8 protein-coding genes and 1 pseudogene are annotated in these 12,600 nt (G+C 71.9%); 1 reads left to right on the plus strand and 8 read right to left on the minus strand.

Annotation, left to right across the window (positions count from 1 at the left end; all coding sequences use genetic code 11):
- Positions 1-5: 5 nt before the first annotated feature.
- The 6 genes from M4J07_RS13555 to M4J07_RS13580 all read right to left on the minus strand — a co-directional run bounded on the left by M4J07_RS13555 (position 6) and on the right by M4J07_RS13580 (position 8,853).
- Positions 6-3,953, minus strand: coding sequence for a lipopolysaccharide biosynthesis protein (locus tag M4J07_RS13555; RefSeq protein WP_255971432.1), 3,948 nt, complete (start codon positions 3,951-3,953; stop codon positions 6-8).
- Positions 3,946-4,770 carry a polysaccharide deacetylase family protein gene (locus tag M4J07_RS13560; protein WP_255971434.1) on the minus strand — a complete coding sequence of 275 codons (825 nt, stop codon included), beginning with the start codon at positions 4,768-4,770 and terminating at the stop codon, positions 3,946-3,948. The genes M4J07_RS13555 and M4J07_RS13560 overlap by 8 nt, the downstream gene beginning before the upstream one ends.
- Positions 4,767-5,780, minus strand: a complete 1,014-nt coding sequence (locus M4J07_RS13565) for a glycosyltransferase family 2 protein (RefSeq protein ID WP_374215032.1) — start codon at positions 5,778-5,780, stop codon at positions 4,767-4,769. The genes M4J07_RS13560 and M4J07_RS13565 overlap by 4 nt, the downstream gene beginning before the upstream one ends.
- A 14-nt stretch (positions 5,781-5,794) precedes the next feature.
- Positions 5,795-6,625 (minus strand): glycosyltransferase family 2 protein, encoded by an 831-nt coding sequence (locus tag M4J07_RS13570; protein WP_255971436.1) that lies wholly within the window; start codon positions 6,623-6,625, stop codon positions 5,795-5,797.
- Between the two features lie 393 nt (positions 6,626-7,018).
- Positions 7,019-7,441, minus strand: a complete 423-nt coding sequence (locus M4J07_RS13575) for a hypothetical protein (RefSeq protein ID WP_255971438.1) — start codon at positions 7,439-7,441, stop codon at positions 7,019-7,021.
- Positions 7,442-7,635: 194 nt separating this feature from the next.
- Positions 7,636-8,853, minus strand: a complete 1,218-nt coding sequence (locus tag M4J07_RS13580) for a S8 family peptidase (protein ID WP_255971440.1) — start codon at positions 8,851-8,853, stop codon at positions 7,636-7,638.
- A gap of 288 nt (positions 8,854-9,141) precedes the next feature.
- On the opposite strand from M4J07_RS13580, the gene M4J07_RS13585 reads away from it, so the two are divergent.
- On the plus strand, positions 9,142-9,957 hold the full coding sequence (locus M4J07_RS13585) for an SGNH/GDSL hydrolase family protein (RefSeq protein WP_255971442.1): 816 nt from the start codon (positions 9,142-9,144) through the stop codon (positions 9,955-9,957).
- A 25-nt stretch (positions 9,958-9,982) separates the two neighbouring features.
- On the opposite strand, the gene M4J07_RS13590 is transcribed toward M4J07_RS13585, so the two are convergent.
- Positions 9,983-11,593, minus strand: coding sequence for a serine/threonine-protein kinase (locus tag M4J07_RS13590; protein ID WP_374215033.1), 1,611 nt, complete (start codon positions 11,591-11,593; stop codon positions 9,983-9,985).
- Positions 11,594-11,728: 135 nt separating this feature from the next.
- A pseudogene (locus M4J07_RS13595) lies at positions 11,729-12,600 on the minus strand (sulfite exporter TauE/SafE family protein); the annotation flags it as partial.

The following is a 12,600-nucleotide window of genomic DNA, read 5'->3' on the forward strand; positions in this document are numbered from 1 at the left end:
GAGCCTCAGTTCAGGCCCATCGTGATGAACCGCTGGATCAGCGACGCGACGACCACCGCGAGCAGCGGCAGCGAGAACCAGAACGTGGACTGCAGCCACCGGAGCTGACGCACGCTCGGCCGGACCGCGACCCGGACCACCTCGCGCGCCGTGAGCAGCAGGATCAGCGCGACCGCCGCGAGTGCGCCCACGACCGACCACGGCGTCCAGGTGATCTGCGGCCCGATCGGCCCCGGATCGGCCTTCTGCACCGTGCCGGCCGGCTCCTTGCGCAACTGGTACATGGTCACGTCGTCGTTGACGTAGACCTTCTTCAGCTCGGTGCGCCGGTCCAGGTTCTCGAACAGGCGGGTCGCCCACATCTTCGAGTAGCCGACGTCGAGCTGCAGATACACGACCTGACTCTTGTTGATCATCAGGTACGAGTTCGGTCCCGCGTCCTTGAGCGCCTTGACGAGACCGCCGACCAGGACCGGGTCGACCGGTGCGAGCGTCGGCACGTACTGGACCTTCTCCATGTCACGGGTGCCCCACGGCATCGCGGGCGTGACGTTGTTGACGGTGTCGTTGCTCATCCACAGCAGCCGCACGGTCGGCTTGTCGTGGGCGTAGACGTAGTCCATCGCCGCGACCTCGCCGGGCCGGATCCGCTCGAACGGCTCGTTGCCCCAGCGGGCCACCAGGAAGCCGCCCATGAGGAGCAGCCCGGCCATGAGCGCGGCCAGCGGGGCCAGACTGATCCGGTCCTTGTCGCGCTCCTTCGCCGTGGCGCCGGTGCGCGGGAACAGGGCGAGACCGGCCAGCAGCGCGGCGCCCGGCAGGGCGAACATGAAGACGCGCAGCGCCATCTCGCCGCCGTACGACTGCATGCCGAAGCCGAGGAACGGCACGAAGGTCAGGACGATCAGCGAACGCTCGCGGTACTTCCAGTCGCGCCGGCGCCACCAGCCGTAGCAGGCGAACGCCATGACGCCGCCCGCCAGCAGCACGCGCACGTACAGCACCAGCTTGTGGGTCGAACTGCCGCCCTGGATACGGCCGGAGACCGACGACGTGACGTTGCCGCCGACCCCGCCGACGCCGCCGAACAGGTCGTTGAAGTGACCCGACCAGTACGGCTCGGCGAGGAAGCCCAGCCAGACGACGACGATCACTCCGAACAGCAGCGGCAGGCCGCGCAGTTCGGACCGGCCGACGAGGACCAGGACCGCGAGGACGCCCAGCATCACGAACGGGGTGAGCTGGTGCGCCGGGACCGTGGCGGCGAACAGGGCGATCAGGACGACGAGCAGCACCGCACGCTGGCGGCGGTCGGCCGGTTCGACCTCCGTCTCGCCGGGCCGCCGCTTCGCCCACAGCACGCGCGGCGCCCGGAACCACACCAGCAGGATCGCCACGAACACCAGATAGAGGAGGTACGTGAAGCCCTGCGGCGAGAAGTAGTCCTGGCCCACCCAGCCGCTCAGGACGAAGATCCACAGACCGGTCCACTTGGCCCGCCAGCTCGCCCGCACCGAGCGCAGCAGCAGGAACATCGGGGCCAGATAGAGGAGTTGGATGGCCATCGGCCACCAGCGGATGACCTCGGTGAGATCGTCCACCCCGCACGCCTTGGCGAGGAACGCGGCCGCGGCGAAGAAGCCGGGCCAGCTCCAGCGGGCGTCGAGATCGGGCACCGCCGAACCGGTGCGGTCGATGTAGTCCATGAAGCCCAGGTGCTGCCAGGCCGTCGCGAACCGCGGCTCCGCCTCGATGACCGCGGGCAGCGCGTGCAGCGACACGACCGTCGCCAGCAGGGTGAGCAGCAGGAGCCGCTTGTGCGGGCGTTCGAGCCAGAGCAGCGAGGCGAACACCCCGATGAGGAGCGCGCCGCCGAGCAGCGTCACCGGCGAGAGGACCGAGATCAGGCCGAGCCCGCCCATGTCCTCCAGGTCGGCGTCGCTCATCCCGAGGACCGGGCCCCAGTACAGGCCGAGGGCCGCGACGAGGAGCAGTGCCAGGACGACGACCGACGGCGTCAGCCGGGCACGCCGGGGCTCGGCCGGGACGTCGGGCGGCGGAGCGTGCTCCGGCTCCTCGGCGGCCGGATCGGCGGCCGGGGGCTCGGTGCTCCACGGTGCGTCGACACCGCTCTGCGCGGGCTCCTCCTCCGGGGAGGCAGGGGCATGGGGGCGCAGGGGCGGTGGTGCCGTCGCCGAGGCACCGGCGGCGGACCGGTCCGGGGCGGCGGAGCCGCCCTCCGTGTGGCGTCCGCTGGACGCCTGCGACGCCGACGCCTCCGACTCGCCGGACGGTGCCGAACGCTGCCCGGGCAGCGGCGACTTGAGGGCCCACGTCGGGCGGTGGTCGACGGGCGTGCCGCGGGCCGGGGTGACCGGGCCCGGCCGGACGTCCGGGCGCCGCTCCTGGTGGTCCAGGTTGAGCTGCACCGCGAGATGCAGCGTGTCCGAGTCCATCGCGTCGCGCAGCGCCCACTTCGGGTGCGGCTCCTTGGTGCTCACGGCCGGCTTCGGCGTGCCCAGGTCGGCGAGGTCCCCGTCGGGAGCCGCGCCCTCGGCGGCGGCCGGGACCGGGGGAGCGGTGCGCACCACGCGCCACAGCTTCGGCGCCGCGATCAGCACGATCACGGCGAGCGAGGAGATCTCCGCGACGCCCGCCCCCGTCAGCCCCATCCGGGGCAGCAGGAGCAGCGTCAGACCGAGCACGAGCACGCACAGCAGGCCCTGCAGCCAGGCGAGTCCGGCCGTCCGGCTCTGCGCGCGCAGCACCGCGAAGTACGTCTCCATGACCACGCGCAGCGCCGCGCCCACCGCGAACCAGCGCAGCAGCGGTGTCGCCGCCGCCGAGTAGTCCGCGCCGAAGACGTGCAGCACGTACGGGGCGAGGAGGAAGAGCAGCCCGCAGACCGGGATCATGATGCGGGCCATCCGGCGCAGCGCGGCCCGGGTGTTGGCGGCGAGCTGCGCCGGGTCGTGCGAGCCCTCCACGGTCAGCGAGGCACCCATGTTGATGGCCAGCAGGTTGACCGTGCCGCCGATGGTGGTGGTGATGTAGAAGTACGCGTTGTCGGCGGAGCTCACCTGCGAGGCGATGATCACCGGCACCAGGTACACGACGGCCAGCGAGAACAGCGAGCCCGTGTAGTCGCCCGCGAGGAAGCGGCCCATCTCGCGCAGCGTCGGCGGATCCGCCTTGCCGTCGGTCGCCTCGATGTGCCGGGGCACCAGCCGCCGGAACACGAGCCAGCCCAGCGGCACCACCGAGAACGCGATGGCGACGACCCAGGACACGAACACCCCGGTCGTCGCGAGGGCCGTCGCGAACGCGACCAGGAGCCCCAGCTTCACCAGCGAGAACACGGTGTTCCCGACCGGCACCCACAGCGCGCTGCGCAGCCCCGTCAGCACGCCGTCCTGGAGCGTGAGCAGCGACCAGGCGACGACGGCCGCGATGAACCCGAGCCCGTTCACCGGCCCGTGCAGGAATCTGTACGAGGGTCCCCACACGTCGAGCGTGAGCAGGAAGATCAGCGCGGCGAACGCGACGGCCGCCGAACTCCCCGCGTACGTACGGAAGATGAACCGCCCGGTGGCGCGTCCGGCGACCGGGATGAAGCGGGCCAGGGCGCCGGTCAGCGTCACGGCGGTGAGCCCCGCGAGGAACTTCATCGCCGCGATGGCCGCCGAGCCCTGGCCGACCGCGTCCGCGGTGTAGTAGTGCGCGGCGGCGAGCCAGAAGCCGACGCCGAGCACGCCGGAGATGCCGGTGTTCAGCATCAGCGCATAGGCGTTGCGGAACAGCTGGTTCCCGCCCCCCGACCCCATGCCGTCTGTCCTGCCCTTCCGGGCGCGGCCCATGCCGGGCAGCCTGAGTCTGCGGCCGGGCGGCGCCTGCGGGCCGGCCGTGGTCGAAGCGGGTGCGGCCTGGGTGGTGGTCGTCGTCGTGTCAGACACGGGTACGGGTTGCCTTCCGGCGGGCCTGTCGGGCTCTGCGGACCACGGCGTACCCCTTGGTCAGGGCACGGTCCCTGGCGTAGGTGCGGCCGATCGCGCGGCCCTCCACGAGCCGCTCGAACTCGGTCGCGTCGGTGGAGCGGCGCACGGTGACCCGCTGCAGCGCGTACGGGCCCTGCCGTCGCCGGGCGAGACCGTTGCCGACGGCGAGCGACTGGGCGAACCCGGCCGCGCGCACCGCCTGCCGCACCCGCCGGTCGGAGTGACCGTACGGGTACGCGAAGGAGACGGGCGTCGACCCGAGTTCCCCCGCCACGATCTCCTTGCACAGGCGCAGTTCGAACGCGAGGTCGTCGTCGTCGAGCTGGTCGAGCTGGGGGTGCGTGTGGCTGTGCCCGCCGATCTCCATGCCCTGCGCGGCGAGTGCCCGCACCTGGTCCCAGTCGAGCATCGTGTCGAGTCCGCGCCCGGTGTCGTACGGACCGCGCAGCCACCCCGTCGAGACGAACAGGGCGGACGCGAAGCCGTGCTTGGCGAGCACGGGCAGGGCGTGCCGGTGCACGCCCTCGTAGCCGTCGTCGAACGTGATCAGGACGGGCCGGTCGGGCAGCACCCGGCCGCCGCCCCGCCAGATCCCGGCCAGCTCGGCCGTGGACAGGGGAGTGCAGCGGTGGTCCGCGAGGATCTCCATCTGCTCGGCGAACTGCTCGGGCGACACCGACAGGCGGCGCGTCGCCTCGCTCGGCTCGTGCGCCACCGCGTGGTACATCAGGATCGGTACGGGCGCCTCGTCGGACGCCCGGGTCTGCGCGCTCATGCCGCCGCCCCCGCTTCCTCCTCGCCGCTCCGGTCGATCTCCGCGACGCGGAACCCCGAGAACCCGGAACCGCCGCGCCGCGCCCGGAAACTCCCGAGGACGTACCCGCCGGCCGCCGTCGCCACTCCGGCCACGATCGCCCCGGCCCGCCCCGCGCCGCCCGGCCTGCCGAGCACGAAGTCCCGCACGCCCCTGGCCACCCCGGCGGGCAGCACCCGGCTCGTGTAGGCCCGCTCGCTCTCCAGTCCCTTGTCGGCGCCGACGCTTCGGGCGACGAGGGCCTTCGACAGTCCTTCCGCGTACGTCCGGGTGCGGAAGTAGGCGAACTGCTCGCGCCCCGCCGGTACCCGATGGTGGATCACCGAGCGGTCGTCGATCAGGAGCACCGCGTCCGGTCTTGCGCGGGACAGGCGGATGCACAGCTCCGTCTCCTCGCAGCCGAGCGGGCGCTTGTCGCCGTCCCGGCCGATCCCGGTGGCGAAGCCGCCCGCCACGTCGAAGGCGGTGCGCCGGAACGAGGCGTTCCCGCCCAGCACGTTGCGCACCTTCACCCGGCCGGGCGGCAGCCCCTTGTACGTGCAGCCCACCACCCAGTCGAACTCCTCGGGGAACCAGACGGGCCGGCGCCCGGAGGCCCAGACGGGCTCGGTGCGCCCGCCGACCGCCATCACCTTCGGGTCGGCGTAACCGGCCACGAAGTGCCGCAGCCAGTCCCGCTCGGCGACGGCGTCGTCGTCCAGGAACGCGATGATGTCGGCGTCCGACGCGGCGATCCCGGTGTTCCGCCCCGCGGACAGGCCGCGCGGTCCCGCGTTGGCGAGGACCCGGATGCCGGCCGCCTCCTTGTACTCCTTGGCCAGCCGCTCCAGCAGCGCCGGGTTGTGGTCGACGACGAGCAGGGTCTCCACGGCCGGGTACGACTGGGTGCGCACGGAGTCGACGGCGGCGAGGATGTCGCTCCAGCGGTCCTCGGTGTACACGCAGATGACGACGGACGCCGTCATCCGCATGCTCTGACGATCCGTCAAGATCCTTCTCCCCGTGCCGCGTCGAGCCTGGCGGCGGCCGTCCTGGTGCGCAGCGCCCGGCGGTTCGAACGCTCCTTGAGGATGACCTTCAGGACCCGGATACCGTCGCGCACGGCCCGCAGGTTGCTCGCGCCGTGGATCCGCAGGTACTCGTGGCTGGGGATCTCCTGGACCTTCAGGCCCGCCTTGACGACCCGGATGTTCATCAGCGTCTCGACCTCGAAGCCGGTGCAGTCGAGGTCGATCTCGTCGAGGCAGTGCCGCCAGAACGCGTTGTAGCCGTAGCAGAGGTCGGTGTAGCGGGCGCCGAACTTGGCGTTCACGGCCGAGCACAGCGCCCAGTTGCCGAGCTTGCGGATCGGCGTCATGTCGTCCGTGCCGCCGCCGTTGGCGAACCGCGAGCCCTTGGCGAAGTCGGCGCCGGAGACGAGCGCCGACACGTAGCTGACGATCTCCTGGCCGTCGGCGGAGCCGTCCGCGTCGACCATCACGATGATGTCGCCGGAGCACGCCTCGAAGCCGGTGATCAGGGCATCCCCCTTGCCCTTGCCGCGCTGCGGCACGACCACGACTTCCGGCCACAGTTCGCGGGCCACTTCAACGGTGTCGTCCGTCGAATTCCCGTCGACCAGGACCACTTCGTGGATCCATTCCGGCAGGGTCTTGAACACGTACGGGAGATTCTCCGCCTCGTTCATGGCGGGAATGACCACGCTCACCCGTGGCGCAATGGCCAGGTGCGTGGAGATCGCCCGGTACTGGGCGGGTATTCGGGCCGGTGCGGTCCCCTCGTCGGGGATCACCGGGCGCACAACGGAACTGCTCATGAGTCTGGTCCCTCTCGTCCGGTGGACCGCCCGCCCCCGGGCGGTCCGGCTGGATATCCGGTTCGAAAGGGGGGTTCTCACCTACGGCCAGGCCGGAACGGATCTCCGTACGGGCCGGGTGAGCTGGCAATACACACCGGTTGGTTGGACCGGCCGCGCGGCACGCGACTCGGCGACCCATGACATGAAAGATCGAGGCTCACCGAGCACGGCACCCCCCTACCGCGCCCCGCGCCGGACCGTCGCGATCTTGAGCCCTCCCCTAGATCGCATTGCGTGATGGACCGATGCGGGTGGATGTACGACGGTATTGATGATTGAGACTGTATGGCAAGACCTGGAACGAGGCCTCACGTTTTTGTTGTTCTGTCCTTTACCTGAACTCCTGTCCCTCTAGCGGATTTTGTTCCTCCATTTTCGGACCGCCAGTTGGGCCAGGAATGCGAGAGCGCTGAGGACGCCCACCGTGACGATTCCGCCGTCCACCGACCAGCGGTGCGTGGCGAGCATGCCCTGGGCGACCAGCATCACCACGGCGACCGCGCCGGCGGCCGAGGTGAGCGCACGGGCCCATGGGTCGAGGCCGCGCAGGGCGGCCGCGAAGGCGGCGCCGGGCGCGGCGAGCAGGAAGAAGAGCGCGAGTGGTCCGCGCAGGGGTGACGACGCGTGCGAGAGCGCCAGGACGAGGCCCGCGCCCGCCGCGACGGCGCCCGCTCCCGCGAGCAGGTACGGCGCGTCTCTGCCCGGTGGCGAAGAGTCCGCCGGGCCGTCCCCCGAACCGCCGGATGACGACGGCTTGATACCGATGGTCTGCATTGGCGACGTTTCCCCCCGAAGCGCCGGATGCCGGACTTCAATGTCGCGCAGCGGCGGGGGGTGCGTCAAGATGCGGAGGGTATGCGAAGAGTTCCCCGGATGCGGTGGATGCACCCGGGGAACTACGTTGACCACTATGTGAGTTGACGGTCAGTCAACAACCGCATCACCCGCATCTTCCGTACCGGCCTCGGCTACGGGACGAGCTTCAGGAGCTTGTTCGGCGAGCCGGTGCCGGGGCTGGTGACGACGCCGGACGTGGCCCCGTTCACCAGGGCCGTGGCGACCTGGGCGGGCGTGGCGGAGGTGTGGCCCGCCAGATAGACGGCGGCCGCGCCCGCGACGTGCGGGGTGGCCATCGACGTGCCCGAGATCGTGTTGGTCGCGGAGTCGCTGGTGTTCCAGCCCGCGGTGATCGAGACGCCCGGGGCGAACAGGTCCAGTACGGAACCGTAGTTGGACCAGCTGGCCTTCGCGTCGGTGTTGCTCGTGGCGCCGACGGTGATGGCCTGGGTGACCCGGGCGGGCGACGAGGTGGACGCGTTCGCACCGGAGTTGCCGGCCGCGATCGCGTAGGTGACGCCGCTGGAGATGGAGTTGCGCACGGCGGTGTCGAGCGCGGTGCTCGTGCCGCCGCCGAGCGACAGGTTCGCCACCGACGGGCCGCTGTGGTTGTTCGTGACCCAGTCGATGCCCGCGATGACGCCCGCGGTGGTGCCCGATCCGCTGTCGTCGAGCACGCGCACCGCCACGATCTTCGCCTTCTTGGCGACGCCGTAGGTGGTGCCCGCGATGGTGGTGGCCACGTGGGTGCCGTGGCCGTTGCCGTCCTGTGCGACGGAGTCCCCGTCGACCGCGTCGTAGCCGTTCGAGGCGCGGCCGCTGATCTGGGAGTGCGTGATCCGCACGCCGGTGTCGATGACGTAGGCCGTCACCCCGCTGCCGGCGGTGTCCGGGTAGGTGTACGTGCCGGAGAGCGGCAGGGCGCTCTGGTCGATCCGGTCCAGGCCCCAGGGGGCGCTGGTCTGGGTGGCGTCCACGTGCACGCGCTGGTTCTGTTCGACGGACGCCACGGCCGGGTCGGCCGCGAGTCTGCCCGCCTCGGTGGCCGAAAGCCCCCGCACGGCATAGCCGTTGAGGGCGGTGCGGAACGTCTTCTGCACCGTGCCGCCGTACGCGGATATCAGGCCCTTGCCGTCGGCGGAGGCGGCCGTGAGGCCCGCCGTGCTCTGCGCGGGCTTCTTGAGCGTGACGATGTAGCTGCCCCGGACCGCCTCGGCGGAGCCGGCCGCCAGGACCTTGCCCTCGGCCGGGGTGGCGGCCTGGGCGGGCAGGACGGTGAGGGAGCCGAGCAGGCCGACGGCCGCCGCGGTGGAAGCGGCCGCGGTCACCAGTGCTTTGGAGAGTGCCATTACGAGGGAGTCCTCCTCATAGGCGGCGCGCGCCCCGAACGGGGCGCGCGTCAGTGGGGGGTGTGCGCTGGGTGGCGCACACGGACCGTTGGAGTGAGGTCTTCCGCTCCCCGGCCCGTTCAGCAGACTCCGGTATCTACGGGCGTAGCTCAAGCGAACTGAGGGTATGTCACAAGCCTGACATGCACCTGCAATTGAACGTTGAGCGAATGTCAGGTCTTGGTACTTCCGAGTAACTCTGTGGCGTGCTACCACATATGTTGCAGAGATCCTGCTAAGGGAGGTTCCATGAGACGTTTCCGACTTGCGGCATACGTGACCTCGTTCCTCTTCGCGGCGACGGCCGCCCTCACCGGGGCGACCGCCGCTCAGGCCTCGGACAACTCGGCGGCCGCAGCCACCGGGTACGTCGCCCTCGGCGACTCCTACTCCTCAGGAGTCGGAGCCGGCAGCTACGACAGTGGCAGCGGCGACTGCAAGCGCTCCACCAAGGCGTATCCGGCGCTGTGGGCCGCGGCCCACTCCCCCTCCAGCTTCACCTTCGCCGCGTGCTCGGGCGCCCGCACGGACGATGTGCTCGCAGGCCAGCTCGGGTCCCTCGGCTCGGGCACCGGCCTCGTCTCCATCAGCATCGGAGGCAATGACGCGGGCTTCGCCGACGTCATGACGACCTGCGTCCTCTACTCCGAGTCCACCTGCGTCAACCGGGTCAACGAGGCCCGCGCGTACGTCACGTCGACCTTGCCCGGCAAGCTCGACCAGGTGTACTTGGCGATCAGTTCGAGGGCCGCCTCCGCCCATGTGGTGGTCCTCGGCTACCCCCGCTTCTACAAGCTCGGCGGCTCCTGCCTCGCGGGGCTCTCCGAGACCGAGCGGTCCGCCATCAACGGCGCCGCCGACCTGCTCAACGCCACCACCGCCAAGCGCGTCGCCGCGCACGGCTTCACCTTCGGCGACGTGACGTCCACGTTCAGCGGCCACGAGATCTGCTCGGGCTCCGCCTGGCTCCACAGCGTCAACTGGACCAACATCGGCGAGTCGTACCACCCGACCGCCGCCGGACAGTCGGGCGGCTACCTGCCCGTCTTCACGTCCGCAGCCTGATCGGCGCACCGGCACACGCAACGCTCTAGTACGTGGGTGAACCGGTGGTGGCCCCGGTGGTCGGGGTCACCACTTCACAGGTCACCGCGTACGCCACGTAGTTGGACGTCGTCGCCTCCGGGGAGCGCACCTCCACCGCGATCTGGTTCCGCAGCGTGGCGCCCTCCTGGTACTTCGTCTCCGTCGTGTTGACCGTACGGCTCTTCGCGTCGCCCGAGCCGAAGCTCAGCGTCTTCCAGCCGGGGTCCGACGGCTCCCCGCTCCGCGTCACCCACCGGTACTCCACCTCGGCGGGCGTGCGCCCCACCGTGAACGTCGCGGCGAACGCCGGGGCCTCGGCGGCGGGCGGCGGACACGCGCCCGAGTAGCTGCCGCGCACGGCGGAGACGCTCACCCGCACGGACTGGGCCGGGGTGGTGGTGTGCCCGCCGTTGCCGCCGTTGCCCCCACTCCCACTGGAACTGCCGTTCCCGTTCCCGCCGTTGCCGCTGTTCCCACTCCCGTTCCCGTTCCCGCTGCTCGTGGAGCCGGAGGAACCACCGGACGAACCGCCGTTGCCGGAACCGCCGTCGGAGCCCCCGGACGTCCCTCCGCCGTTCCCGCCGCCGCCCCCGTCGTCGCGGTTCAGCAGCGCGTACGTGAGACCGCCGATGGCCAGCAGCAGTGCCACGATCCCCGCCATCAGGACCAGCGAGGCGCGGCGGGCGTGGCGGTGGCCCGTGTCCGCGGGAACCGTCGTCGCCGTCGTGGCGGCCCCCGGAGCGGGCGAACCGGCCGGGACGGGGCCGGGCAGCGGCGGCGTGGACGACGCCGGCTGCTGCCGCGAGGTCACCGTCGGCTGCGACGCCAGCGGCGTGGAGTGCGCCGGGTCGTCGCGCAGCACGCCGCCCGCACCGACGATCCGCAGATCGTGCTCGGCCGCCGCGGCACCGATGCGGTCCGCCGGATCCTTGCGGAGCAGGCCCTCGATGACCGGCGTCAGCGGACCCGCCCGGCGCGGCGGCGGCAGCTCCTCGTCGACGACCGCCCGCAAGGTGCTGAGCGGGGTGTCCTGGCGGAACGGCGAATGCCCCTCCACCGCCGCGTAGAGCAGCACGCCGAGCGACCACAGATCGGACTCGGGACCCGGGGTGCGCCCCAACGCCCGCTCCGGGGCGAGGAATTCGGGCGAGCCGATGACCTCACCCGTCATGGTGAGCGCCGAGGTCCCCTCGACCATCGCGATCCCGAAGTCGGTGAGCACGACCCGGCCGTCGTTCCCCAGCAGGACGTTGCCCGGCTTGACGTCCCGGTGCAGCACTCCCGCCTCGTGCGCCGCCCGCAGCGCGGCCAGCAGTTCGGCGCCGATGTGCGCGGCCCGCTGCGGCGGCATCGGGCCCTCGGCGTCGAGCTGGTCCGCCAGGGACACGCCGCGCACCAACTCCATGACGACCCACGGCCGTCCGCCGTCGATGGCCACGTCGTACAGCGTGATTACGTTCCGGTGCGCGATCCGTGCCGCGGCCCACGCCTCGCGCTCCAGCCGCGCGTACATCCGGTCGACCTCGGCCGCCGGCAGCCCGGCCGGGGCCCGCACCTCCTTCACGGCGGCCTCGCGGCCGAGCACCTCGTCGCGGGCCCGCCACACGGTGCCCATGCCGCCCTCGCCGATCGCGTCGAGCAGGCGGTACCGGCCGGCGACGAGCCGCCCGCTCCCACGCTCGCTTCCACTGCCCGGCCCTGCGCTCACGGGCGCCCCCCACTCGCCAAGACAAGTCTGAACAAAAGTAGCTCAACCGAGCGCCGTTGCCGCCCCCTTGAACACCAATCCGCACCCCAGGGCGACCACGACGCAGGCCGAACCGAACGGCACCAGGCGTTGCGCCGCGCGCCGCGTGCGGGATCGGGCCCCGGCGATCCGGCGGGCCGCGAACGCTCCCGCCCGGACGACGACGAAGCCGGCCGCGGTGAGGGTGACGGCGAGTCCCGCGCCGTACGCGATCACCAGCAGCACGCCGAACCAGGCCTGGCCGAGCGCGGCGGCGCCGACCAGGACGACGACGGCGGACGGGCTGGGGACGAGGCCGCCGGCGAAGCCGAGGAAGAGGGCTCCGCGGACGGTGGGGGCGGGGTGGTCGTGGGAGTGGCCGTGGCCGTGATCGTGGCTGTGACCGTGCGGGTGGCCGTGGTCGTGGTCGTGGTTGTGGTGGTGGGTGTGGCCGTGGCCGTGGTGGCGGGCTCGCCAGGCCTTGCGGACGAGCATCACGCCCGCCGCCGTCACCAGGGCGCCGCTGGCCACGCCGAGCCAGGCCACGATCGAGGGCGCCGCCGCGGAGCCGCCGATGACCAGGGCGCCGAGCGCGACCACGCCGAGCGTGTGGGTCACCGTGACCGACGCCGCGAGCGGCAGTACGTCACGGAGCCTGGCCCGGCCGCGGGCCGCGGCGGTCGCCGCCATCAGGGTCTTGCCGTGGCCGGGTGCCAGCGCGTGCAGCGCGCCCAGCAGGAGGGCCGTGGCCAGGGCGAGCGCGGCGAACCCCGGGGTGAGGTCGTGCCGGGCCACGAGGCCGGTCAGCGCGCTGGTCCAGCGGTCGGCGCCGCGGGGCAGTACGGAGGCGGCGGGCGGCTCCGGACGCTTCTCCTCGGTCAGCGCCGGGCCGCCGG

This window comes from Streptomyces longispororuber, from assembly GCF_024448165.1.
In the GTDB taxonomy this organism is placed as follows: domain Bacteria; phylum Actinomycetota; class Actinomycetes; order Streptomycetales; family Streptomycetaceae; genus Streptomyces; species Streptomyces longispororuber_A.

What these genes read in the sequence shown, in the direction of transcription:
- M4J07_RS13590 (WP_374215033.1), bottom strand. Translation starts at nt 11,593, where the DNA reads ATGGGCACCGTGTGGCGGGCCCGCGACGAGGTGCTCGGCCGCGAGGCC.
- M4J07_RS13580 (WP_255971440.1), bottom strand. Translation starts at nt 8,853, where the DNA reads ATGGCACTCTCCAAAGCACTGGTGACCGCGGCCGCTTCCACCGCGGCG.
- M4J07_RS13565 (WP_374215032.1), bottom strand. Translation starts at nt 5,780, where the DNA reads ATGCGGATGACGGCGTCCGTCGTCATCTGCGTGTACACCGAGGACCGC.
- M4J07_RS13575 (WP_255971438.1), bottom strand. Translation starts at nt 7,441, where the DNA reads ATGCAGACCATCGGTATCAAGCCGTCGTCATCCGGCGGTTCGGGGGAC.
- M4J07_RS13560 (WP_255971434.1), bottom strand. Translation starts at nt 4,770, where the DNA reads ATGAGCGCGCAGACCCGGGCGTCCGACGAGGCGCCCGTACCGATCCTG.
- M4J07_RS13585 (WP_255971442.1), top strand. Translation starts at nt 9,142, where the DNA reads ATGAGACGTTTCCGACTTGCGGCATACGTGACCTCGTTCCTCTTCGCG.
- M4J07_RS13570 (WP_255971436.1), bottom strand. Translation starts at nt 6,625, where the DNA reads ATGAGCAGTTCCGTTGTGCGCCCGGTGATCCCCGACGAGGGGACCGCA.